This is a genomic window from Pseudomonas sp. WS 5411, assembly GCF_012985595.1.
Classification (GTDB): domain Bacteria; phylum Pseudomonadota; class Gammaproteobacteria; order Pseudomonadales; family Pseudomonadaceae; genus Aquipseudomonas; species Aquipseudomonas shahriarae.
The window spans coordinates 213,261-236,919 of the sequence record NZ_JAARMC010000006.1 but is presented as its reverse complement, the minus strand read 5'-3'; the positions used below and the strand labels follow the sequence as shown (position 1 = coordinate 236,919).

Annotated in this window: 23 protein-coding genes, 1 tRNA gene and 2 pseudogenes; 12 read left to right on the top strand and 14 right to left on the bottom strand. The window is 61.3% G+C overall.

Features of this window, described 5'->3' with window-relative positions; genetic code table 11:
* Positions 1–76: 76 nt before the first annotated feature.
* The gene (gene bglX, locus HBR93_RS12650; protein WP_057439773.1) at positions 77–2,368 is read right to left on the bottom strand and encodes a beta-glucosidase BglX; all 2,292 of its coding nucleotides are present in this window, start codon (positions 2,366–2,368) and stop codon (positions 77–79) included.
* Between the two features lie 255 nt (positions 2,369–2,623).
* Here bglX and HBR93_RS12645 point away from each other — a divergent pair, with 255 nt between their 5' ends.
* The 4 genes from HBR93_RS12645 (at position 2,624) to HBR93_RS12630 (ending at position 5,965) form a co-directional block, all read left to right on the top strand.
* The gene (locus tag HBR93_RS12645; protein ID WP_029297013.1) at positions 2,624–3,232 is read left to right on the top strand and encodes a LemA family protein; all 609 of its coding nucleotides are present in this window, start codon (positions 2,624–2,626) and stop codon (positions 3,230–3,232) included.
* Positions 3,232–3,957, top strand: a complete 726-nt coding sequence (locus tag HBR93_RS12640) for a YgcG family protein (protein ID WP_057439771.1) — start codon at positions 3,232–3,234, stop codon at positions 3,955–3,957. Before HBR93_RS12645 ends, HBR93_RS12640 begins: the two co-directional genes overlap by 1 nt.
* Before the next feature lie 28 nt (positions 3,958–3,985).
* Positions 3,986–4,603, top strand: a complete 618-nt coding sequence (locus HBR93_RS12635; protein ID WP_057439769.1) for a TPM domain-containing protein — start codon at positions 3,986–3,988, stop codon at positions 4,601–4,603.
* A gap of 144 nt (positions 4,604–4,747) precedes the next feature.
* Positions 4,748–5,965: an SAM-dependent methyltransferase gene (locus HBR93_RS12630; protein WP_115127571.1), complete on the top strand. Its 1,218-nt coding sequence runs from the start codon at positions 4,748–4,750 to the stop codon at positions 5,963–5,965.
* A 108-nt stretch (positions 5,966–6,073) separates the two neighbouring features.
* Here the strand turns inward: HBR93_RS12630 and HBR93_RS12625 are convergent, their stop codons facing one another.
* The 6 genes and pseudogenes from HBR93_RS12625 to HBR93_RS12600 form a co-directional block, all read right to left on the bottom strand.
* Positions 6,074–6,973, bottom strand: a complete 900-nt coding sequence (locus HBR93_RS12625; protein ID WP_169960420.1) for a DMT family transporter — start codon at positions 6,971–6,973, stop codon at positions 6,074–6,076.
* Between the two features lie 118 nt (positions 6,974–7,091).
* A complete protein-coding gene (locus HBR93_RS12620) occupies positions 7,092–9,659 on the bottom strand; it encodes a TonB-dependent receptor (protein WP_169960419.1) in 2,568 nt (855 codons plus the stop codon).
* Positions 9,660–9,777: 118 nt separating this feature from the next.
* Positions 9,778–10,746: a FecR domain-containing protein gene (locus tag HBR93_RS12615; RefSeq protein ID WP_057439767.1), complete on the bottom strand. Its 969-nt coding sequence runs from the start codon at positions 10,744–10,746 to the stop codon at positions 9,778–9,780.
* Positions 10,743–11,281 (bottom strand): annotated as a pseudogene (locus HBR93_RS12610) (RNA polymerase sigma factor). Before HBR93_RS12610 ends, HBR93_RS12615 begins: the two are co-directional and overlap by 4 nt.
* Positions 11,282–11,461: 180 nt before the next feature.
* A complete protein-coding gene (locus HBR93_RS12605) occupies positions 11,462–12,349 on the bottom strand; it encodes a dihydrodipicolinate synthase family protein (RefSeq protein ID WP_057958764.1) in 888 nt (295 codons plus the stop codon).
* 25 nt (positions 12,350–12,374) lie between these two features.
* Positions 12,375–13,157: an aldolase gene (locus HBR93_RS12600; RefSeq protein ID WP_169960418.1), complete on the bottom strand. Its 783-nt coding sequence runs from the start codon at positions 13,155–13,157 to the stop codon at positions 12,375–12,377.
* Between the two features lie 157 nt (positions 13,158–13,314).
* Here HBR93_RS12600 and HBR93_RS12595 point away from each other — a divergent pair, with 157 nt between their 5' ends.
* Positions 13,315–13,842 (top strand): XRE family transcriptional regulator, encoded by a 528-nt coding sequence (locus HBR93_RS12595; protein WP_057439764.1) that lies wholly within the window; start codon positions 13,315–13,317, stop codon positions 13,840–13,842.
* A 122-nt stretch (positions 13,843–13,964) separates the two neighbouring features.
* Here HBR93_RS12595 and HBR93_RS12590 read toward each other — a convergent pair whose 3' ends face one another.
* Positions 13,965–14,981 carry a DUF4917 family protein gene (locus HBR93_RS12590; protein WP_169960417.1) on the bottom strand — a complete coding sequence of 339 codons (1,017 nt, stop codon included), beginning with the start codon at positions 14,979–14,981 and terminating at the stop codon, positions 13,965–13,967.
* 126 nt (positions 14,982–15,107) lie between these two features.
* On the opposite strand from HBR93_RS12590, the gene yiaY reads away from it, so the two are divergent.
* Positions 15,108–16,256 carry an L-threonine dehydrogenase gene (gene yiaY / locus HBR93_RS12585; protein WP_057439762.1) on the top strand — a complete coding sequence of 383 codons (1,149 nt, stop codon included), beginning with the start codon at positions 15,108–15,110 and terminating at the stop codon, positions 16,254–16,256.
* On the opposite strand, the gene HBR93_RS12580 is transcribed toward yiaY, so the two are convergent.
* Positions 16,253–17,410, bottom strand: coding sequence for an MFS transporter (locus HBR93_RS12580; protein ID WP_169960416.1), 1,158 nt, complete (start codon positions 17,408–17,410; stop codon positions 16,253–16,255). The two genes, yiaY and HBR93_RS12580, sit on opposite strands and share 4 nt — an antisense overlap.
* A gap of 99 nt (positions 17,411–17,509) precedes the next feature.
* Between HBR93_RS12580 and HBR93_RS12575 the strand changes: the two genes are divergently transcribed.
* Complete coding sequence (locus HBR93_RS12575; protein WP_169960415.1) at positions 17,510–18,184, top strand: NAD(P)H-binding protein; 675 nt, start codon at positions 17,510–17,512, stop codon at positions 18,182–18,184.
* 21 nt (positions 18,185–18,205) lie between these two features.
* Positions 18,206–18,681, top strand: a pseudogene (locus HBR93_RS12570) (MFS transporter); the annotation flags it as partial.
* Between the two features lie 4 nt (positions 18,682–18,685).
* On the opposite strand, the gene HBR93_RS12565 reads toward HBR93_RS12570, so the two are convergent.
* The gene (locus HBR93_RS12565) at positions 18,686–19,174 is read right to left on the bottom strand and encodes a DMT family transporter (RefSeq protein WP_057958768.1); all 489 of its coding nucleotides are present in this window, start codon (positions 19,172–19,174) and stop codon (positions 18,686–18,688) included.
* Between the two features lie 68 nt (positions 19,175–19,242).
* On the opposite strand from HBR93_RS12565, the gene HBR93_RS12560 reads away from it, so the two are divergent.
* The 4 genes from HBR93_RS12560 (at position 19,243) to HBR93_RS12545 (ending at position 22,052) form a co-directional block, all read left to right on the top strand.
* Positions 19,243–20,169 carry a LysR family transcriptional regulator gene (locus tag HBR93_RS12560; RefSeq protein WP_057439758.1) on the top strand — a complete coding sequence of 309 codons (927 nt, stop codon included), beginning with the start codon at positions 19,243–19,245 and terminating at the stop codon, positions 20,167–20,169.
* Positions 20,170–20,232: 63 nt separating this feature from the next.
* Positions 20,233–20,874 (top strand): LysE family translocator, encoded by a 642-nt coding sequence (locus tag HBR93_RS12555; protein WP_128593594.1) that lies wholly within the window; start codon positions 20,233–20,235, stop codon positions 20,872–20,874.
* Positions 20,875–20,992: 118 nt separating this feature from the next.
* Positions 20,993–21,520, top strand: a complete 528-nt coding sequence (locus HBR93_RS12550; RefSeq protein WP_057439756.1) for a DUF4142 domain-containing protein — start codon at positions 20,993–20,995, stop codon at positions 21,518–21,520.
* A 385-nt stretch (positions 21,521–21,905) separates the two neighbouring features.
* Complete coding sequence (locus tag HBR93_RS12545; RefSeq protein ID WP_162947704.1) at positions 21,906–22,052, top strand: hypothetical protein; 147 nt, start codon at positions 21,906–21,908, stop codon at positions 22,050–22,052.
* A 13-nt stretch (positions 22,053–22,065) separates the two neighbouring features.
* Here the strand turns inward: HBR93_RS12545 and HBR93_RS12540 are convergent, their stop codons facing one another.
* From HBR93_RS12540 to HBR93_RS12525, 4 genes are all read right to left on the bottom strand, one after another.
* Positions 22,066–22,566: a methylated-DNA--[protein]-cysteine S-methyltransferase gene (locus tag HBR93_RS12540; protein ID WP_169960414.1), complete on the bottom strand. Its 501-nt coding sequence runs from the start codon at positions 22,564–22,566 to the stop codon at positions 22,066–22,068.
* 96 nt (positions 22,567–22,662) lie between these two features.
* Complete coding sequence (locus HBR93_RS12535) at positions 22,663–23,073, bottom strand: type II toxin-antitoxin system HicB family antitoxin (protein ID WP_169960413.1); 411 nt, start codon at positions 23,071–23,073, stop codon at positions 22,663–22,665.
* Positions 23,074–23,095: 22 nt separating this feature from the next.
* Complete coding sequence (locus HBR93_RS12530) at positions 23,096–23,278, bottom strand: type II toxin-antitoxin system HicA family toxin (protein WP_115127579.1); 183 nt, start codon at positions 23,276–23,278, stop codon at positions 23,096–23,098.
* Positions 23,279–23,518: 240 nt separating this feature from the next.
* A tRNA-Gly gene (locus HBR93_RS12525) sits at positions 23,519–23,592 on the bottom strand.
* Between the last annotated feature and the right edge of the window lie 67 nt (positions 23,593–23,659).

The following is a 23,659-nucleotide window of genomic DNA, read 5'->3' as shown; positions in this document are numbered from 1 at the left end:
GGTCTATCAGTTACACCGAGGTGCTGCCATCGCAGGCAAGGCCAGCTCCTACATTGACCGTGTTTATTGCTTCAAGTCAGAGCAGTTCAAAGCTCTGCTGCTGCACATCCTGGGAGTCCAGGCCGATCTGCACATTGAACTGGCCAGGTTCGGCGGCGAACTTGAGCTGGGTGTTGTAGAACTTCAAGTCATCCTCGGTAATGCTGAAGTGCACCACCTTCGATTCGCCGGCCTTGAGCAGGATCTTCTGGAAGTTCTTCAGCTCCTTGATCGGGCGGATCATCGAGCCAGCCACGTCCTGAATGTACAACTGCACCACGGTTTCACCGTCAACTTTGCCGGTGTTTTTCAGGGTGACGCTGGCGTCGAGCTTGCCGGTCTTGTTCAGGGTGGTGGACGACAGCGCCATGTCCGACAGGCTGAAGCGGGTGTAGCTCAGGCCATAACCGAACGGGTACAGGGGGCCTGTGGTGTCGTCGAAGTACTGCGAGGTGTAGTTGCCCGGTTTGCCCGGGGTGAACGGCCGGCCAATGGTCAGGTGGTTGTAGTAGGTCGGAATCTGCCCCACGGAGCGTGGGAAGGTGATCGGCAGCTTGCCCGACGGGTTGTAGTCACCAAACAGCACGTCGGCAATCGCGTTGCCGCCTTCGGTGCCGGCGAACCAGGTTTCCAGGATCGCGTCGGCTTGCTGGTGCTCTTCGAGGATCGACAGTGGTCGGCCGTTCATCAACACCAGCACCAGCGGCTTGCCCGTGGCTTTCAGGGCCTTGATCAGGTCGCGCTGGCTTTGCGGGATGTTCAGGTCGGTACGGCTCGATGATTCGTGGGACATGCCACGGGATTCACCCACGGCGGCTACCACCACATCGGCGTTTTTCGCGGCCTTGACCGCTTCGTCAATCAGCACCTGGGCCGAGCGCGGGTCATCCACCACTTCCGGGGCATCGAAGTTGAGGAAGTTCAGGTAGTCCACCACCGCCTTGTCGCTGGTGATGTTGGCGCCACGGGCGTAGATCAGCTTGCCCTTTTCGCCGATCACCGCGTTCATGCCGTCCAGCAGGGTTACCGATTGCGCGGGCTTACCGGCGGCGGCCCAACTGCCCATCATGTCGATGGGGGCCTTGGCCAGCGGGCCGACCAGGGCGATGGTCGCGGATTTCTTCAGCGGCAGGGTGTCGTTCTGGTTTTTCAGCAACACCAGGCTGCGCCGCGCGATATCGCGCGCTTCGCTGCGGTGCAGGCGGCTTTCGGCATAGGTGTCGGCCGGATCATCCTCGGCCTTGCCGATACGCAGGTACGGGTCGGCAAACAGGCCCATGTCGTACTTGGCACCGAGCACTTCACGTACGGCGTTGTCGATATCGCTCTGCTCGATCTCGCCGGACTTGAGCAGCCCTGGCAGTTCCTTGCCGTAGAGCTGGTCGTTCATGCTCATGTCGATGCCGGCCTTGATCGCCAGCTTGGCCGCTTCGCGACCGTCCTTGGCCACGCCGTGCTTGATCAGCTCGAAGATCGCGCCGTGGTCGCTCACCGTCAGGCCCTTGAAGCCCCACTCCTTGCGCAGCAGGTCGTTCATCAGCCAGGTGTTGGCGGTAGCAGGCACGCCGTTGATCGAGTTCAGCGCCACCATCACGCCGCCAGCGCCGGCCTTGATGGCGGCGTGGTAGGGCGGCAGGTAGTCCTGGTACATCTTGACCGGGCTCATGTCGACCACGTTGTAGTCGCGACCGCCTTCCACTGCGCCGTACAGGGCGAAGTGCTTGACGCTGGCCATGATGCTGTCGGCCTGGGCCGGGCTCGGGCCCTGGAAGGCCTTGACCATCACTTCGCTGATGCGCGACACCAGGTAGGTGTCTTCGCCAAAGCCTTCGGAGGTCCGACCCCAGCGCGCGTCGCGGGAAATATCGACCATCGGCGCGAAGGTGATGTCGAGGCTGTCGGCGGCGGCTTCCTTGGCGGCAATGCGCCCGGAGCGGCCGATGGCGTCCATGTCCCAGCTCGAGGCCAGGGCCAGGCTGATCGGGAAAATGGTGCGGTGGCCGTGGATCACGTCATAGGCGAAGAACATCGGGATCTTCAAGCGGCTGCGCATGGCCGCGTCCTGCATCGGACGGTTTTCCGGGCGGGTGATGGAGTTGAACGTGCCACCAATGCGCCCGGCGGCGATTTCCTTGCGGATCATCTCGCGGGGCATTTCCGGGCCGATGCTGATCAGGCGCAACTGGCCGATCTTTTCATCCAGGGTCATCTGCCGGAGCAGGTCGCTGACGAACGCGTCCTTGTCTTTAAGCGCAGCGGGCTTGGTCTCGGCAACGACGGAGTGACTGGCCAGAGTGGCAACAAGGCCCAGCAAACACAGCTTTTTCATGAATATCCTTTTTCGGCGTACTGCGCAGCGTTCAGGTAAAACACTGCTCGGCCAAAATGTGGGGAGCGACTATTGTTGTTCGGGTGTTGTGTGGATAAATACCGCACACTTCTCAGCTCTTTATGAACTATCCATAAAGAAGGGCATCTTTTAGCTGATTGGCTCGCTGTAATCCAGTAGTGGCGGATTATGCCCCAAGCGCGTGATGTATAGGGTCAGTCGTCAAATTCCATAAGGTTGGTCAGGAGACACACCATGCAAGCAGCACAGACTATTCGATGGGGCTGGAAAGCCGCCGCCCTGCTACTGATCAGCAGCGTGCTGAGCGGTTGCGGCATCAACAAGATCCCGACCCTGGACGAACAGGTCAAGGCGGCCTGGGCCCAGGTGCAGAACCAGTATCAGCGGCGTGCCGACCTGATCCCCAACCTGGTGGAAGTGGTCAAGGGCTATGCGGCCCATGAGCAGGACACCCTCACCGCCGTGATCGAAGCGCGGGCCAAGGCCACCTCGATCCAGGTCGATGCCAGCACCCTCGACAACCCGGAAAAACTCAAGCAATTCCAGCAGGCCCAGGAAGGCCTGAGCGGAGCCCTCAGCCGCCTGATGGTGGTGTCCGAGCGCTATCCGGACCTCAAGGCCAACCAGAACTTCCTGGCCCTGCAATCCCAGCTTGAAGGCACCGAAAACCGCATCAGCGTGGCCCGTCGTGACTTTATCGCCGCGGTGCAGGCCTTCAACACCGAGATCCGTACCTTCCCTGGCCGCCTGTGGCACAGCGTGATGTACAGCGACTTGCCAGTACGCGCCAACTTCGAGGCCACCAGTGCCGATGCCGATAAAGCGCCGCAAGTGAAATTCTGATGACCCGGCGTGCTTGGTGGCTGGCGGCGCTGCTGCTGGCCTTTAGCCTGACTGCCCAGGCGGCCCCGGACTTTCCGGCGCTGACCGGGCGGGTGGTCGACAACGCGCAGATGATTGACCCGGCGGTGCGCACGCAACTGAACCAGCAATTGCAGGCGCTGGAGCAAACCCGTGGCGACCAGATAGTGGTCGTCACGGTGCCCGACCTGCAAGGCCTGCCCATTGAAGACTTCGGTTATCAACTGGGCCGGCACTGGGGCATCGGCCAGAAGGGCAAGGACAACGGCGCGCTGTTGATCGTGGCCCGGGACGAGCGTCAGTTGCGCATCGAAGTGGGCTACGGCCTGGAAGGCGTGCTCACCGATGCGCAGTCGTGGGTGATCATCAACCAGGTGATCGCGCCCAAGTTCAAGGCGGGCAATTTCACCCAGGGCATCAGCGACGGCGTGGCCGCCATGATCCAGGTGGTTGGCGGTGAGCCGTTGGCCGTGCCGGCCCATGTGGCGGATCCCAATTTCGCCAAGGACAACCCGGTATTTTCCATCGGTCTGTTCATCCTGTTGCTGGTGGTACTGTGGCTGTGCAACCGCATGGGGCTGCCGGTGGGCGCCATCCTGCTGGCGATTCTCAGCAGCAGCGGGCGTGGCGGTGGCGGTGGTGGTGGCGGCGGTTTCCGGGGCGGCGGCGGTGGTTTCGGCGGCGGCGGGGCTTCGGGTGGCTGGTAATGACAATAACTAAAGAGCATCTACAACCATGGCTTTACTGACAGAACACGAGCAGCGCCAGGTGGCCGAAGCGATTGCCAGGGTCGAGCAACAGACCGATGCCGAACTGGTGACCGTACTCGCCGCCCGCGCCGACGACTACGCCTATATCCCGCTGTTGTGGGCCAGTGTGGTGGCGTTGGTGGTGCCGGGGATCGTGCATTACCTGTCGGGCTGGCTGACCATGCACACCTTGTTGCTGGCGCAATGGGCGACCTTCATTGTGCTGTGCCTGGTGTTCCGCCTGCCGGCCATCACCACCCGCCTGATCCCGCGTTCGGTACGGCATTGGCGCGCGTCAAACCTGGCACGCCGGCAGTTCCTGGAGCAAAACCTGCACCACACCCTGGGTAGCACCGGGGTGTTGATTTTTGTCAGCGAGGCCGAGCGTTACGTGGAGATCCTGGTGGATGACGGCATTTCCAAACGGCTGGATGACAGCAGTTGGGATGCCATCGTCAAGACGTTTACCCAGCAGGTGAAACAGGGGCAGACGTTGAGCGGGTTTATCACGTGCATTGAGGCCTGTGGCGAACTGCTCAAGGTGCATGTGCCGCAGACGCACACGCGCAATGAACTGCCCAACCGCTTGGTCGTCCTGAAATAACCTGTGGGAGTTGGCTTGTGTGGGAGCTGGCTCCTACACAAGCGACATTTTGAATTGCGCTGACCGTTGGGCAAATAACTCCGTGCCCTGAGCCCCCATCCCCCCTAAAATGCCCGGCATTCCCAGCCCGAGGCGTTTTTGTTCATGTCTGTCACCGCTAAACCTGCCAGCCCCGCGCCGGATCATCACGCCCAGTTCATCGAACTGCTGCGCGCAAGCCTTGAGCAGAACGCCTTTATCAAGCTGGTGCTGGCCAAGTACGTGGGCGACGAGGCGGACCTGCAGCGCCTGATCATCAAGCCAGTGACGGTCAAGGAGCAGGCCTGCCTGTCCTTTGTCTATCGCTACAAGACCCGTGACATCACCAAGAACTTCGCCCTGGCCGATGGGGTCGCGATGATTGCCGAGCTGCTGCCGGCCTCGTTCAAGAACGCGCACCTGCTGGCGTTGACCGATGAGGCACAGCTGGAATACAGCAAGAAGAACAAAAGCTCGCTGTTCAAAAGCAAGCCCCAGCAGCTGCGTGAGGCGCCGTCGGCCGAGCACAACCGCGAGAAAAACCGCTTCCTTGACCTCAGCCGGCCATTTCTCGCCGACCTGGGCGTGACCAACGCCAAGCACGAGCTGATCCCGGCGATGTCGCGCAAGTGGAAGCAGATCAACAAGTTCATCGAAGTGTTCAGCCATGCGCTGACCTCATCCCCCTTGCAACTGGACCGGCCGGTACGTGTCGCGGACTTTGGTTCGGGCAAGGGCTACCTGACCTTCGCCATCCACGACTACCTGCGCAACACCCTCAAGGCCGAAGGCCAGGTGACGGGTGTGGAGTTGCGCGAAGACATGGTGACCCTGTGCAACAACGCCGCCGCCCGCCTGGACCACCCGGGGCTAGTGTTCAAGTGCGGTGACGTGCGCAGCGTGGCGCCCAGCGAGCTGGACGTGATGATCGCCCTGCATGCCTGCGACATCGCCACCGACTACGCAATCCACACCGGCATCCGCTCCGGGGCGTCGATCATCATGTGCTCGCCGTGCTGCCACAAACAGATCCGCTTGCAGATCCAGAGCCCGGCGCTGCTCAAACCGATGCTGCAATACGGCCTGCACCTGGGCCAGCAGGCAGAAATGGTCACCGACAGCTTGCGCGCCTTGTTCCTGGAAGCCTGTGGGTATGAGACCAAGGTCTTTGAGTTCATCTCCCTGGACCACACCAACAAGAACAAGATGATTTTGGCGGTCAAACGTGCGGAGCCTGCGGATAACACGCAGTTGCTGGAGAAGATCCGGGAATTGAAGGCGTTTTATCAGATCAGTGAGCACTGCCTGGAAACCTTGCTGCGTGCTGACGGCTACCTATCCTGAAGAGTGCGCGGATCAAAATGTGGGAGCGGGCTTGCCCGCGATGACGGAGTGTCAGTCAACCTATCTGGCGCCTGATACACCGCTATCGCGGGCAAGCCCGCTCCCACATTAGATTGCATTTACCTTGGGAGAGGGCGCCGGCTGCACGGCGGTCTTGCGCCCCAGCATCACCGTCACGATTACCCCGCAGGCAAACAGCCAGGTAATCGGTTCGATGTGTTCGCCAAAAAACAGCGCGGAAAAGGCGATGGTGAAAAAGATCTGCAGCAGTTGGATCTGGCTGACCCGCGCAATGCCGCCCATGGCCAGCCCGGCGTACCAGGCAAAGAACCCCAGGAACTGCGAGAACAACGAGACGTAGCCAAACGCCCACCAGGTGCGCGCCGAGATTGCGCCGTCGTGTTGCAGCGCCAGGTACGTCACCGGCCCGATCAATAGCGGCGTCGACAGCACCAGCGCCCAGCAGATCACCTGCCAGCCGCCCATTTCCTTGGCCAGTCGGCCGCCTTCGGCATAACCCAGGCCACCCACGGCAATCGCCCCGAGCATCAACAAGTCGCCGGCCTGGATGCTGCCGGCACCGCTGATCAATGCATACCCGAGCACCAACGCACTGCCCAGCGCCGCGCAGGCCCAGAAGGCCTTGGACGGACGCTCATGGGACAACCACGCCGCATACAGCACCACGCACAGCGGTTGCAGGCCGTTGACCAGGGCGCCATGGGAGGCCGGCAGGGTTTGCATGGCCCAGGCCGACAGCACTGGGAAACCCAGGATCACCCCGGCAATCACCAGCGTCAGGCCGCGCACCTGGCGCCAGGTCGGCCAGGCTTCGCGGCGCCACAGCAACAGCAAGGCCGCCGGCACCGCCGCGAACAGCGCGCGGCCCAGGCCGTTGAGCAGCGGATGGATTTCCTGCACCACGATGCGGGTGAAGGGCAGGGTCAGGCTGAAGATAACGACGCCGAGCAGGCCGAGGGCCATGCCAGTGTTTTCGCGGGAGTTCATGGGGCGCGACCGGATTCAAATGGGCTAGAGGTTGATGCCCATCTAGCCACAAAGCCCGCAGGACGCGGGCTTACAGCTGGCTGCAGATTGAACCGTACAGTTCCTGCAGGCGCTGGGGTTAGAAGAACCGCGTCACGCTGATCTTGGCGTTGCGCCCGACGCTGGTGGCGCTGTCGCCGCTCAAGGCTGGCATGTAGCTGCGGTTGAACAGGTTGTCGACGGTGAAGTTGACTTCGGTGCCTTTGAGGTACGCCTGTTGCGGCGTCCATTTGGCGAACAGGCCCTGGGTGTCGTAGCTGGCGTTGGGGTACTGGTCGTAGAAGCTGTCGCCGAAGCCGCTGTTCAGGCCGCCTGAGTATTTGTCGCTGGGCAGGCGATCGGTCTTGCGCACGAACTGACCTTGCCAACCCACCTGAGCGTCCCAGGCCGGAATCTTGGTGCCCAGCACGGCAACCCACTTGGCCGGTGGAATATCCCGGGCCCAGACGTGGATGTCGGTCGCCCATGGGTTGGTGTAGGGGTTTTCGCGTTTGCCGGTGGCCCACGAGTAACTCAGGGAGCCGAACAGATAAGTCGAGTCGTAGTAGCCCTCAAGCTCGAAGCCCTTGATGGTCATGCTGCCGACGTTGCGGTAGTTGGTCTTCGACGCCATATCGGTGCAGACCTCGGCGATGGAACCTTTGATGGAGTTCTGTTGCGCGCAGCCCAGGCCGGTGGCCTTGAAGATCTCGTCCTCGATCTTGTTGTGGAACAACGTGCTGCGCAGTTGCAGGCTGTCGCCGCTGGCGATCACGTTGGCGAAGCTGGTGACGTTACCCACGGTAATGGCGGTGATGCGTTCCGGGTCGAGGTTGCGGCTGGTGGAGGTGCGGCTGCCCAGGCCCTGGACTTCGTATTGCTCGTCGATCACCGGTGCGCGCCAGGTGCGGCTCCAGTTGGCGAACATCACCACGTCCGGGGTGACTTTCCAGAACACCGCCAGGCGCGGAGACCAGCCGGCATAGGTGCGGTCGCCGTAGTCATGGCCGTAGGCCGGATCGGGGTTGCTGTAGTACGGCGCATCGTTGGCTTTGCCACGGTTGAGCACGTGGTCATAACGCAGGGATGGGGTGATAGTCACGTCGCCCAGGGTGACCGCGTCCTGGATGTAGAACGCGTTGGTGTCGACCTTGCCGTGGGGCATGAACGCCGGCTGGAAATGCCCGTAGTTGTACTCAGGCGTGTCGTACTTGGCGCCGGGCATCCAGCTGTCGGTATCGCGGATGTGCTTGCGGATCTGCACCCCGGTGGTCAAGGCATGGTCCAGCGGGCCGGTGTTGAAGCGGCTGATGTTGCGCAGCTCCAGAATCTTGTCGGTGTAGGCGGTGTCCATCTTGCGCCCGCCGGTGGACAAGCCGACAACGGCCGTGGCGTCGCGCTCGTCGGTCTGGTCGGTGTTGGACTCCGAGTAGCTGAGCTTCATGTCGATCAGCGGGTTGTCCAGGGGGTGGTATTCGTACTTGCCCGACCACGTGGTATCGACGGTGTGGCGGTTGGCCAGGTACCGTCTTACGGCAGCATCGTAGCCATAGAGATCGATATCTTTCTGCTGCGGTGGCGATGGGTAGCTTCTGGACGAGAAGGGCGTCCAGCGTTCGCTGTTTGCCCGGGAGTAGGAGAAACCGAGGCTGTGTTCATCGGTGAGGTACATGTTCAGTTTGAACAGTTGACCGTCCACATCCTGGGCGCTGTTGGGCAGGCGCTGCGGGTTGATCGGGTAGCGCTTGCTGTCGTAGTCGCGCGCAGCGGCCAGCTTCAAATCGCCGCCGTCGCGTTGGGTCAGGTAGGCCAGGGCGTCGATGCGCCCGTCCTCGGTGCGGCCATACACGGCGCCGGTGTAGACCTGTTCGTGGTCGTTGCTGGCATACCCGTATTTGAGCATCGCACCGCTGTTGCGCCCGTCCTTGAGCAGGTCCGGTGCATCTTTGGTGACCATGTTGACCGTGCCGCCAAACCCGCCGTTACCGGTGAAGGCCGAGTGCGGGCCTTTTTCCACCTCGACGTTCTTGATCATCTCGGGCTCGATAAAGATGGTGCCTTGCTGATAGCGCTCGAATCCGCTTTTGGTGGCGCCATCGACGGTCATCGGCACGTCTTCGGCCTCGCCCATGCCGCGAATGTTGATGATCTGCCCGCCCGGTTTCATCGAGCCGCCCATGGTCACCCCCGGCAGCGTCTGCACCAGGCTGGCGATGTTGTTGGGCTGCAGGCGGTCGATATCGGCCTGGGACAGGGTGGAGCGGCCGACGGTGCTGGCGTCGACCTGGTTACCGGTGCCGATCACGCTCAAGGCGTCCAGTTGTAAGCTGGCGCTGTTGGTGGTGCGGCTTTCTTCGGGGCGCACGACATAGGTGTTGCCCACTTTGATCAGGGTGAACGCGCCGGTATTGAGCAGGGTGCGGATCGCCACTTCGGGGGTGAAATCGCCGTTGAGCGCGGGCGCCTGGATATTTTTCAGCAGGTCTTCATCGAACAGCAGCTGGATTTTTGCTTGTTGCGCCACCTGGCTCAGGGACGTGGCCAAGGGTTGGGCCGGCAGTTGCAGGGTGAACGACTCGGCCTGGGCCGTGAGGCTGACGGCCAGGCAGGCGGCGATCAGTGTCGGTCGAACAAACAGTTGCTGGGCAAGGCAAGGCGCGCGAAACATGAAATCCCCCAAAGCGGCTAAATAGCCAAAAAAGGCATGCGTATCAAACGCAGACCGGAGGAAGACGCGGCAGCAAAAAAAATCCTCACATGCGAATGCAAAATATTCTCAAGTGGTGTTACTTGCGCGCTTCGATACGGATCTTGCCATCGCCCAGGGCCACGGTTTTCACCGGCAACAGGGCCGGCAGGGCACTGATCAGCGCGTCCGGGTCATTCACATCGAGGTTGCCGGAAACCTTCAACCGTGCCACCGCGCCATCGGCCAACACCACGGCCTTGGGCCGGTACAGACTCAACTCATCCAGCAGGCTGGCCAGTTCGCGGTTGCGAAAGGACAGGTGCCCGCTGCGCCAGTCGGCGACTTCGCCAGCGGCCACGGTTTGCTGCTGCACGGAGCCCTTGGCGTAGCTGTAGGTCGCCCGCTGCTGGGCGCCGAGCATAACGGCGCTGGCTTTCTGGTCGGGGGCGAAGGCGACCATCCCGTGGGCTACGCTGACCACCAACTGCTGCTGGCCGCGGCGCACATCAAAAGCGGTGCCCACCACCCGCACATCGGCCTCGCCTGCGCGCACGAACAGCGGCCGCTCCTTGTCGGGTGCCACCTCCAGGTACAACTGGCCCCGGTCCAGATGGATCACACGGCGATGGGCATCGAAGTCCACCCGCAACTGCGTGCTGGCATTGACGTACAAGGTGCTGCCGTCCGGCAGGTCCAGGGTGCGCATGCCTTTGTCCTGCGCCGCGATGTCGGTGTGATACAGCCCGCGCGGGGCCCCGAGGTTGCTGGCGAGCAAGGCGCAGACCAGCGCGGCTGCCACCGCCAGGGCGGGGCGCCAGGGCGCGGGTTTGCGGGTGGGCAGGGGCACGGGTTTGTTCAGTTGCTGCAACTCACCGAGGTCGGCCCACAGCTGTTCGAATTCGGCGTAGGCGCGCGCATGGGCCGGCACGGCATGCCAGGCGGCGAAGGCCTTGCGCTCCTGCGTGTTGCCTTCGTTGCGATTGCGCGCAAACCAACTGGCAGCCTGGGCATCGATGCAGTCGTGCTCATCAATGTTGTGGCTGTCGCGGTTACTCAAGCGGGTCATTCTGGCTGCTCCTTGCCCGGTCTTTTTGAAGTCGCTGCTTGCAGTGCAGCAGGGCAAAGGCGATGTGCTTTTCCACCATGCTGATCGAAATACCCATGCGTTCGGCGATCTGCGCCTGGCTCAGGCCTTCGAAGCGGTGCAGCATAAGGGCTTCTCGCCTGCGGGGCGAGAGTTCGGCGAGGACTTCTTTCAACTGTTCCAGGCGTTGGAGGCGTTGGGCGGCAGCCAGGGGATCGTTTTGCTCGTCGCTGACAGGTTCGGCATCCCGTTCGGCCTGCTCGTGATGGACGCCGTGGCGCACCTTCTGTTTGCGCCAATGGTCGCGCAACAGGTTGCGCGCCATCTGAAACAGAAAGGCCCGTGGCTGCTCGACCTTGGCTCGGTCGCGGTAGTCCAGCCATTGGGTAAAGACATCCTGGGTCATGTCCGCCGCGTCGCTGGCGTTGTCCGTGCGTTTACGCAGGTAATGCAGGATATCTGCATAAAACCCGCGAAAGGCATCGGCCGGCAGCGGGTCGGGCTTGAAACGAGGCATGGATATCCTTCTTGACGCAGCACGCTGCAGAAAAGTCGCGAATGATATCGAGAATTATTGCTATTTGTCTCCGTAAATTTAGCGATGCATGCATCCCCCTGTGGGAGCGAGCTTGCCCGCGATGGCGGTGTGTCTGGTCCACCGCTATCGCGGGCAAGCCCGCTCCTACAGGGGGATGTTTTAGCTCAATGAGGTCAGCAGCTTCTGCAACTGCGCCTGACCCGCCATGTCCAGTGGGAACACCGGTAACCGTGGATCACCCACCTCCAGCCCGGTCAGGCGTAAACCGGCCTTGATCGTCGCTGGCAAGCCGCCCTTGAGGATGAAGTCCAGCACCGGCAACTGCCGATAGAACAGCTCCCGTGCCTGGTTCAGGTCATTGGCCAGTATCGCCTGGTACAGGTCCAGGTTGAGTTGCGGGATCAGGTTCGGTGCAGCCGTGCACCAACCCTTGGCACCGGCGGCGAACGCTTCCAGGGCCAGTGGGTTGCAGCCGTTGTAGAACGGCACCTGGCCTTCGCTCTGGCGGTACAGCTGGTGCATGCGCTGGATATCGCCGGTGCTCTCCTTGACCATCGTCACGTTGTCGACGCTGTGGACGATACGCAGGATCAGCTCCACCGACATATCCGTGCCGCTGGTGGCCGGGTTGTTGTAGAGCATGATCGGCACGCCGACGCTGTCGCCGATGGCCGCGTAGTGCGCAAGGATCTGCGCCTCACTGAGCTTCCAGTACGACGTCGGCAGCACCATCACCACATCGGCGCCTTCGGCTTCGGCAAAGCGTGCGCGGCGCACGGCCTTGGCGGTGGTCAGGTCGGATACGCTGACGATGGTCGGCACGCGCTTGGCGACCTTTTGAATGCTGTAGGCGCTGACGTCGTCCCACTCGGCGTCGCTCAGGTAAGCGCCTTCACCGGTGCTGCCCAACGGGGCAATGGCGTGGACGCCGCTGTCGATCAAGCGGTCGATGGATTGGCCCAGGGCGTCGAGGTCAACGGTGCTGCCGTCGGCGCTGAACGGGGTGATGGTGTAGCCGATGATGCCGTGAATAGTAGGGCTGGACATGGAATATCTCCGGTCGAAAAAGGCTTCAGTTCAGGCAATCGGCGTGTTGACGCAGGTTCTGCCGAGCGTAGTAGTTGAACGCGGCGCCGTGGCGCTTGGGCTTGGAGATCCAGTCATGGGCCTCGCGTCCCAACTGCGGCAGGATCGGCTTGATGGTCCCGGCGGCCATGGCCAGCAATTGCAATTTGGCCGCCCGTTCGAACAATTGCGCGATCACGCAGGCCTCTTCGATGGTGCTTCCGGTGGACAGCTGCCCGTGGTGCGACAGCAGGATGGCGCGCTTGTCGCCCAGGGCTTGGGTGATGATTTCGCCTTCTTCGTTACCCACCGGCACACCCGGCCAGGCTTCGAGGAACGCGCAGTCTTCATACAGCGGGCACAGGTCCATGTGCGATACCTGCAGCGGTACTTCGAGCATCGACAGCGCGGCGATGTGGGTGGGGTGGGTGTGGATGATGCAGTTCACATCCGGCCGGCCACGGTACACCCAGCTGTGAAAACGGTTGGCCGGGTTGGGCATGCCGTGGCCTTCCAACACTTCCAGGTCTTCGTTGACCAGCAGCAGGTTGCTGGCGGTAATTTCATCGAAACCCAGGCCCAGTTGCTGGGTGTAGTAGGTGCCAGGCTGTGGGCCACGGGCAGTAATCTGCCCGGCCAGGCCCGAGTCGTGGCCGTTCTCGAACAGAATACGGCAGGTCAGGGCCAGCTTTTGCCGGTCGGTCCACGTATTATCCGCCAGGGTACTTTGCATCTGGGTCAGCGCTTGCTTGACCAGTTGTTCTTTCGGGAGTGCTAATGTCTTGGCCATATCGGTGTCCTTTGGGTGGTTCAATGGACGTCGATTTGCTGGTTCCCGCTGCTCGCAAGGTCGTTGGGTTCTGCAAATGACACTAAAGAGGCTATATGACACTTCGTGTCATTGGCAAGCAATAATCATCGCATTCTGCTTGGATTAATCGCTGCGCATGTCTATCCGTTTGAAACTATTGAGAAAAAAACTCGGCGTCACCCTGGAGGCATTGGCCGAAAAATCCGGGATGACCAAGAGTTACCTGTCCAAGGTCGAGCGCGGCTTGAACACCCCGTCGATTGCCGCCGCGCTGAAACTGGCCAAGGCGTTGAACGTCAAGGTCGAAGAACTGTTCAGCGAAGACAGCGTCAGCCTCGACAGCTACAGCCTGGTGCGCAGCCACGAGCGGCCCGAGACCGCGCCGGGTTACGCAGTACTGGCCCATCAGGTCAGCGAACGCAGCCTGCTGCCGTTCATCATTTATCCGCCGGCAGAATTCAGCGACAAGACCTTCAAGGAGCATTTGGGGGAAGAGTTTCTGTTTGTGCATGAAGGCCGGGTGGAAGTGGACTTCATGACCGAACGGGTACTGTTGGAGCGTGGCGATGCATTGCACTTCAACGCGCAAAAGCCCCATCGGATTCGCTCGGTGGGCGAGGTGCAGGCGCAGTTGCTGGTGGTGGTGCACAGCGCCGAGGAATAACGCCAACGCTGTGTTGGAACTCGGTCAATGTGGGAGCTGGCTTGCCTGCGATAACGGTGTGGCTGATACACCGCCATCGCAGGCAAGCCGGCTCCTACATTTGATCGCCTTCGTTAACCCGATCAGTGTTCGACAGGTACCGCCAGGGCCGGGTTGCCGAGCGCATGGCTGCGTGCCGCAAAGAACCTGAGCTCCACTTCCATCCCCTCAAACAGTGCGGCAAACCGGTGTTTCTGCTGTTGGATAAACCCGTCGCTGCGGCCAAACACCGAGATCGCCAGGGTCTTGATCTTCGACCGGCGAACTGCCTCCACCAAGTGCCCATCCTGTTCGCTCAGGTGATGGCCGAACAGGCACAACGCACCTTCCTGTCCGAGCAATTGCTCATAGCAGAACGACAGGTAATCCGAGCTGCGAATGCTCTTGAGCTTTTCGCTACTGGGGCCTTCGTTGATAAACAGCGGCACATCGTCGAGGGTCTTGATCGTGTTGTTGATCGCAAAGCTGCTCAGCAACGTGCTGTCGGTGGAGGCCAGTTTGCGCGCCGAACCATCCAGGTTGCGTACCAGGTGCAGGCCGCCGTGCAGGTACAGAATGCGCGTCGCGGTGGTTGCGGTATCGCGCAAGTCAAAGCGTGATTCGGCGCCGCGAAACAGGTCGTCGATACCCGGCGTATGCAGGATCGACCAGTAATTGAGCAGGTCGTAATTGCTGGTGAACACCGTCTTGTAGCTCGCCAGTTCCTGATTGATGGTCACCAGGGTCGACGGCTGTACCAGGCGCCACGGGATATGCACGGCGTGGATGGTATTGATCAGCGCTTCCTTGATCGCGTAGTAACGATTGCGCGGCGCGGCGGAGCTGACGGCCAGGGCCTTGTTGACGCGGCTGGTGGTTTTCAGGGCGCCCAGCACCTGCTCGAAGCTGCGGGTCTGCATCGCGTCAAACACGCTCAGTTCGGAAGCGCTCAAGGGCTTTTCTTCCACGGTGCGTGCGTTTTCAAACAGCGAGTCGTAGGCAAAGTCTTCCCAGACTGTGCGACTGGCGCCGTTGCCGATCAGGATGGCGTCGAAGGCGATGCTGTTGCGCAGTGCGTTCCAGTCTTCAAGGGTGGCGTCGATATCCTGGAAATCCTTCATTGCGGCGGGTCTACTCAAAAACGGCTGGGCGGTGACTTTATCACGGGCGGGCGTTGATCTTGGTCAAGATGCCGCAGGCGGGTGAGGTTGATGCTGTAGGAATCAACGCATCCCCGAGGATTCATCATGAGCAGCACGTTCTTCATTCCCGCCGTCAACATCATGGGCATCGACTGCCTCGACGAAGCCATGAACGCGATCCGTAACTATGGTTTTCGCAAGGCCCTGATTGTCACCGACGCCGGCCTGGCCAAGGCGGGCGTGGCCAGGATGATTGCCGAGAAACTGGCAATGCAGGACATCGACTCAGTGATTTACGACGGCGCCAAGCCCAACCCCAATGTGGAGAACGTCGAGAACGGCCTGGCGTTGTTGCAGCAAAGTGCCTGCGATTTCGTGGTGTCGCTGGGCGGCGGCTCGCCCCATGACTGCGCCAAGGGCATTGCCCTGTGTGCCACCAATGGCGGGCATATCGGCGACTACGAAGGTGTCGACCAATCGAGCAAGCCACAGCTGCCCCTGGTGGCGATCAACACCACCGCCGGCACCGCCAGCGAAATGACCCGTTTCTGCATCATCACCGACGAAACCCGCCACGTGAAAATGGCCATCGTCGACCGCAACGTCACACCGCTGCTGTCGGTCAACGATCCTGCGCTGATGGTCGCCATGCCCAAGGGCCTGACCGCCGCCACCGGCATGGACGCGCTGACCCACGCCATCGAAGCCTATGTGTCCACGGCCGCCAACCCGATCACCGACGCGTGCGCGATCAAGGCTATCGAGCTGATCAGCGCCAACCTGCGCCTGGCCGTGCGCGACGGCAGCGATATGGCGGCCCGGGAAAACATGGCCTACGCGCAGTTTCTCGCCGGCATGGCCTTCAACAACGCCTCCCTGGGGTTTGTCCACGCCATGGCCCACCAGTTGGGCGGCCTCTACGACTTGCCCCACGGCGTATGCAACGCGGTGCTGTTGCCCCACGTGCAAAGCTTCAACGCCAGCGTCAGCGCGGCGCGCCTGAGCGACGTCGGCCGCGCCCTTGGGGTGGATAACAAACACGCCAGCCCGGAAGAGGGCGCCCAGGCGGCCATCGCGGCGATCCGCTGCCTGTCCCAGGACGTCGATATCCCGGCCGGCCTGCGTGAGCTGGGCGCCAAGCTGCAGGATATCCCGCTGCTGGCCACCAACGCCCTCAAGGACGCGTGCGGCCTGACCAACCCACGGCGGGCGGACCAGCGTCAGATTGAGGAGATTTTCCGTAGCGCGTTTTAATCCGCCCTGGAACGGGCGACGCACCACAGTGCGCCGCCCGCCAGAGCTACACATAGCGCCGCCAATGGCCACACTTGCTGACTGACCAGCAAGCTGGCCACACCCCCTATCAGCGCCGCCAGCAACTGGTGCAAAAAGCCACTTAGGGCCATGGCGTACGAGCCGCTTATCGGAGAATGATCGTTGGCCAAGGACAGACTGATGGGGTAACTCATCGACTGCCCGAACACCGCCACGCAATATGGCAGCCACAGCAGCCAGGCCCAATCGCTGGCGAACCAGCCTGCGAGCAACATCACCGAGCTGCCGCCCATCACCAATGTCACACCCCATGTCATCATCGGCAGGCGTCCGCTGCGGGCAACCCAGCGATTGACCATCAGTGCGCCCGCCAGATAGGCCGCGCTGATCGGCCAGCCGAGCAGCCCGTACTGCGCGGCAGTCCACTCGAAGCGACCCTGCAGAATCAGCGGAGCGCAGGTGTTGAACGCGATGATCACGCCATACCCCAATCCGCCCGCCAACGCCGCTCGGAGAAACGCCGGGTGTTGCAAAATCATGCGGTAGATACGCCACGCAGAAACCTGTCCATCGGCTTTCATCCGCGCCGGGAACGCCACCCCTTGCAGTACGCCAATCAGCCCGATTGCCGCCAACGCCAGGCCATAGAAGATCGCCTCCCAACCAAACGCCACCTGCAATACCGAGCCAATGAACTGGCCGATGCCCAGGGCGATCACGAAGGTCATGCCCAGCCACGACAGCCCCTTGGCCAACAATGCACCGCTGAAACTGTCGCGCACCAACACCCGAGCCATCACCGAAACGCCACCGGCGCCCAGGCCCTGGGCAAACCGTAGCGACAGAAACGTCTCGATGTTGTGAGCCAAGGGGATGGCCGCACTGGCCACCGCATACAGGGCCAATGCCGCCAGCAATACCGGCTTCCTGCCCAGGCGCTCACCCAGGCTGCCCCATAGCAGCATGGGCAGCGCCATGCCTATCAGATACACCGCCAAGGCGAGCGAAGCTTGAGCCTCCAGGGCCTGCAGCGCTTGGGAAATGGCCGGGACTGCGGGAAGGTAAATGCTGATGCCAACCTGGGACAGGAAGGCGGTGCAGCAGGCAATGGCGAGGGTTGTGGTGCTCTTCAAGGGGGCGAGTTCCTTTCTGAACGCTAAATTTCAGGCGCAAAGCTACAAGCTGTTAGTGTATTTGTCTTTAGCTTGAAACTTGCCACTGAGGCCTCCCTGATGAGAGTTCTGCTATTCGGCGCCACCGGCATGGTCGGCCAGGGCGTGTTGCGTGAGTGTCTGCTGGCCGCTGATGTGCAGGAAGTGGTGGCGGTGGGGCGCACGGCGTTGACCCAGGAGCATGGCAAACTGCACCAGGTGTTGCATGCCGATATGTTCGACTTCCAGCCCCTGGAGCATTTGCTGCAGGGCTTTGATGCCTGTCTGTTTTGCCTGGGGGGGTCGTCGGTGGGCGTGGATGAAGCCACCTACACCCGGCAGACCTACGACCTGACCCTGGTCGCCGCCAGTACCCTGGCGCGGCTCAATCCGCAGATGACGTTTGTGTACGTGTCCGGTGCCGGCACCGACAGTTCCGAGCAGGGCAAGGTGATGTGGGCGCGGGTCAAGGGCAAGACCGAGAACGCCTTGCTGCGCCTGCCGTTCAAGGCGGTGTATCTGTTCCGGCCGGGGATCATTCAGCCGCTGCATGGCGTGCGTTCGAAAACCGCGCTCTACCAGACGATCTACAACCTGATCGGGCCGCTGCTGTCCCTGGTCCGGCGCATGCGGCCAGCCTGGGTGGTGAGTACCGAGACCGTGGGCCGGGCGATGCTCGCGGTGGTCCGGCATGGCGCTCCGCAAGCGGTGATTGAGCCTGCGCAGATCCATCGCCTGGCTGCCGAGCGTTTGTAATGCTCTCGAAAAGCCTGATCCGTCGCCTGGCGCCTGATGCCGTTGATCATGGTGTGTTATCTGTTTGCCTTTTTTGATCGCATCAATATCAGCTTCGCCAAGTTCCAGTTGCAGGCTGACCTGGGTTTGAGCAACACCGCCTACGGTTTGGGCGCGGGGCTGTTTGTGATCGGGTATGTGATCTTCGAAGTGCCGAGCAACATGATGTTGTACAAGGTCGGCGCCCGGCGTTGGATTGCCCGGATCATGGTGTCCTGGGGGCTGGCGACGGCCGCGATGGTGTTTGTGACGGCCGAGTGGCAGTTCTATGCATTGCGCTGATCAATACGTTGGGCCAACTCGGTGGCATCGTCAGCCCGGTAATGGTCGGGCGCATCAAGGACATCACGGGCAGCACGACCCCGGCGCTGTATGTGATTGGCGTGTGTGCATTGATTGCGGCGGCGCTGCTGCTGTGGGGCTTGCAGCATAAGTTGCGCACCTCCGACAAGCGCTGACGACTCAGCTCACGCCAGCCAATGCCTTGGCCGGCGCGCTGCTGAACTGAATCAACACCACCCCGCCAATCAACATCAGCACCCCAAGCAAGCGGGGGGCAGTCAGTTGCCGCTCCACCAGACCAAACAGGCCGAAGTGGTCGAGCAACAATGACGCGAGGATTTGCCCGGCCATGGCCAGGGCGATAAACCCCGAGGCCCCGAGCTTGGGCAGCAGGACCAGGGCCAGGGAGATAAAGCACACGCCGAATGCGCCGCCGGTCCACATCCATAGCGGCGCCTTGGTGATAAAACCGAGGCTTGGCAGCGGCAGCCGTAACGCCAGGATCACCGGCAATAACACCAGAATACTCACCAGCAGCGAGGCCAGGGTCGCCCACAAAGGATGCCCGAGGCCGCGCCCGAGGTTGGCGTTGATTGCGCTTTGAAACGGCACCACCGCCCCGGCAATCACCGCCAGCAGTAACAAGCCCAGCCAATGCAACGTGGTCATGATCAATCTCCAAAAGGTTTTACTGGACTCTACGGTATTCGTCGCGCAGATTTAAATTCCAAGTTCTTATGCCGAACATGCATGCCATGAATGATCTGCGCCGTGTTGACCTTAACCTACTGGTGATCCTCGACGCGTTGCTCAGCGAGCAGCATGTCACCCGCGCTGCCGAGCGCCTGCACCTGAGCCAGCCGGCGGTCAGCCATGCGCTGGGGCGCTTGCGTGATTTGTTGGGCGACCCGTTGCTGGTGCGCCAAGGCGGCGGCCTGGTCGCCACCGCTCGCGCGCTGGAACTGGCGGCGCCGCTGGCTGATGCCTTGGCCCAGGTCCAGTCGTTGCTGGCGCCGAACCGTTTTGATCCGGCGTCGGCCAGGCGCACCTTTCGCCTGGCCATGTCCGATTACGGCGCGGCTCTCTTGTTGCCCGGGCTGGTGCGGGCGCTGCGCGAGCAGGCGCCGGGGATTGACTTGGCCATCACCCACGCCAGTCGCGAAGGCATGCAGGAAGGGGTGCTCAGTGGGGAGATCGACCTGGCCGCCGGCGTGTTTCCCGACCTGCCGGCCGAGTTGCGCAGCACGCCGTTATTCGAAGAGCACTACGCCTGCCTGGTGGACCGCGACAGCTTGCCCGCCGACGGCGGGCTCGACCTGCCGACCTACCTGGCACGGCCCCATGTGCTACTGGAAATGCGCGGCAGCGGCACCCCGGAAATCGAGCGGGCGCTGACCGCGATCCGCGAGCGACGGCACGTGGCGATCAGCCTGCCGCATTGGGGCATCGCGCCGCAGTTGATCCAGGGCACCGACCTGATCCTTACCGTGTCCTCCCAAGGGCTGCTGAACATCGACTCGCGGCACTTGCTGGTGGTACCGCCGCCGTTTCATATCCCATCCTTCGGTTTTGTACTGGCCTGGCATAAACGCCGCGCGGGGGATGGCGCCTTGCAGTGGCTGATCACCCAAGTGCAAGACGTGTTGGCCAAACGTGCGGCCTAGCATTGCAGTGCCCGGTGGATTGTGCACAATCGACGCGCCCCCTCTTTTCTGAGCGTGTTACCCATGACTTCATCATTGCTGTTTGCCGTCATCGCCTCGGGCTTTATCTATGGCATCACGCCGGGCCCCGGGGTGCTGGCGGTATTTGGCATTGGTGCGGCACGCGGCCGTCGGGCCGGCGCGGGTTTTCTGTGTGGGCACCTGCTGGGCGATGTGGTGTGGTGCAGCACCGCGTTGGTGGCGATTGTTGGCGCCCGGGAGATCGGTAGCAGCGCGTTTGATGTGCTGGGTGTGCTCAGTGCCCTTTACCTGTTCTGGCTCGGCATCCGTGCCATTCGCACCCGCAACCGCAGCGGGGACGCGCCTCAGGGGGCGGCGCGCCAACCGTTCTGGCACGGCATTCTGTTTGGCCTGACCAACCCCAAGGCGTATCCGGTGGCCGTGGCCACGTTCACCGCACTCCTGTCGAGCCGGGCCGAGCTGCTGACCTGGAGCATGCTGCCGTGGTTGATTGTCCTGAGCTTTGTAGGCGGCCTGCTGGCTTACGGGATCCTCATCGGCGTCGTGGGCGCGCGGCAGGTGCGTACGGTGTATCAGCGTCATGAAGTGTTGATCACCAAGCTGTGCGGGGTGATGTTTATCGGCTTCGCGATCAATGCCCTGGCCCATGCGTTGCCGGGCTTGCTGGGCAGTAAAACGTCCTGAGTACCGACGACCGTTCGTCGCACCAGCAAGTTTTTTCTAAACCTTTGCCGCCCTGAAAATTCAGATTCAGGGCGGGGCTCGTTCCCCGGCATGTATTTATTACCTGGAGGAACCCATCATGAGCCGCATGGCTATCCGGTTACGCACCGCCACTTTCGCGATGCTGCTGGGCCTCGGCGCCAGCAATGCTTTTGCCCAAGGCCCCGCCGAATTTATCGAGCAAGCGTCGGCCAAGGGCATGGCCGATATCGAAACCAGCCGCATGGCCCACGCCAAGACCTCGTCTCAGGAAATCAAGGACTACACCATCGAGGTCATCAACGAACGCACCCTGGCCAATCAACATTTGGCGGCCATTGCGAAAAAACTCGACTTGCCGGTGGCGCCTCGCGACCAGATCGTCGACAAGGCTGAAACCTTGATGCCTGAGCTGACCGATGGCGACTCCTTTGACGCCGCCTACACGGCTCAGCAGGTCAAGGCCAACGAAGATGCAATCGCGTTGTTCAAGCAGGAAGGTGCTGCTTCGGATATCCCTGAGATAAAGGCATTGGTCGACGAAACCCTGCCCAAGCTGGAAACCCGCCTGGAAAAAGCCCGGGCGCTGGCTTCGTCCTACAGCAAGAGCCGCAACAGCGACGGTTGATCGCGGGCTTTGCCAGGAAACGGCGGTTGGAGCTGATCCAACCGCCGTTTTTTTACGCCTGGTTCAGGTCGGTCTTGCCTGGGGCCGCCGCTGTGCCGTCGCCGCCGAGGCTGACGGTATGGCGCTCGCCCAAGGTACGGTATTCGCTGCGAAGTTTTTCCAGGGCTTTGAAGTCCAGGCCATCGAGGCTTCATGGCGATGCTCCAGGTAAGTGCTGATGAAAGTACTAACCGTGGCGGCACGCTGAAAATTCTTTTTACAATTGTTGAGCTGCGTGAATTCGGTCGGGCCGTGCAACCGTTGGGCAGGTGCGGGGTGCAGGCATCGAACCCTGCTTGTGCAGGCTGGTCACTGTTTCATCACCCCGTTGAATGGAAGCGCGATCATGAGCCTCTCTCGTACTCTCTGCCTGGCCTGCTGCCTGGTGCTGTTGCAAGGCTGTTTCGACAGCTCTGACAATGAAACCCAGGACAACACCGACGGCAGCAAATCCTCGGTGCAAATGAAGGACTCCAAGGCTGATCAGCCCTAGCGTTAGGTGGTTGTCAGAACAACGACCTTGTGGCCTCGCTATCCTCGAGGGTCAGCAAGTACTGTTTGGCTTCAAGCCCGCCGGCAAACCCGGTGAGGCCGCCCGCAGCACCAATCACCCGATGGCAGGGCGCGACGATCGAAATAGGATTGCGCCCGTTCGCCGCCCCCACCGCGCGCACAGCCTTGGGGTTGCCGATCTGTTGGGCGATCTGGCTGTAGCTGCGGGTTTCACCGAAGGGAATAGTCAGCAGCGCACCCCAGACTTTTTTCTGGAACTCGGTGCCGTCAAAGTCCAGTTCCAGCTCGAAGCACTCGCGGGTGCCGGCAAAATACTCGTTCAACTGCCGCTCGGCCTCCAGCAGCACCGCGCTGTGGTTGACTTCCACCAGCTCGCCCAGGCGCACACGGTTGGCGCGCTCGGCCTCCCACAAGATGGCGGCGAGCTTGCCGTTGCGGGCAACCAGGGTCAGTTGGCCGACGGGGGAGGGCATGAGTTTGTATTCACACGGCATGAGCGGGCTCCTCGTTGAGTGGATCGTTTATCGCCTGCACTTTAGCGCTCGTCGCGGGTAGTTGAACTACGTTTCTTGCGCTCAAATTCGGCGATGTTATCGATCCTGTTGCAGCACCTTCAGCGCTGCCGATGCCAGGAACCCCGAACGACTTTTTTCTTCCGGGTGGTGCAGCACGTACTCATCAATGCGGTTGAGCAAGTAGCCAGGCAGCGTGATGTTGAGTTTTTGCGCCTTGCCCAGGTACTTGGTTACATCAATATCCACCACCGCCCAGGTACAGCCGGCGTACAGGGGGTTGGCTGCGTGCAGCGTGACCTTTTGTGCGCTGGGAATGGGCGCGCCCTCTTCGGCCAGCAGCTCAAAATGGCCTTCTATGGCTTCCCGTGCCATGGCCATGGCGTCGTCCAGGTCATCACCGGCAGAGAAGCAGCCAGGGATGTCGGGGACTTCTACGCCCCAGGCGTGGTCATCGTCGCCGGTTGAAATTGCAATCGGATACAGCATGTTCTTGTCCTCCAGGTACGCTTCAAGCGAGCAGAGCTTGTTTCAAGATGCTCTTGGCGGTCTTGTCCAACAGATGCTTCTTGGGGTGGGGAATGGTCACCAGCCCAGGCTTGGCAGGGTGTTTAAAATGATGATGGCTGCCCCTGACGCGCACCAGGTACCAGCCATCAGCCACGATATGGCCTATCAAATATCGGCTATCCACATCACCTCCTTGTGGTGTGTTGGTGGTGACTATAACTACTAAATAAAAATTATCAACACTCTACCCACCAACAAAAGAGGGCAGGCGGTGCAAGAAGTTTATGGGGGCGGGGCGAGGCTGCTGGATGAAGGTATTGCGGGGTTTTACTGATAAATCCCAGGCACAAAAAAACCGGCTTCAGGAGCCGGTTTTTTATTCATCCTCCATCAAGGTCAAGCTGATGGGGGAGGACAATCTGAGTGGAGCGGGTAGAGGGAATCGAACCCTCAACTAAAGCTTGGGAAGCTTTCGTTTTGCCACTAAACTATACCCGCTCAGAGCGGCTGACTTTGTACCAGAAGTGCGCGGCGATTTGAAGTTTTTCTTTGAAAAATGTGCAAG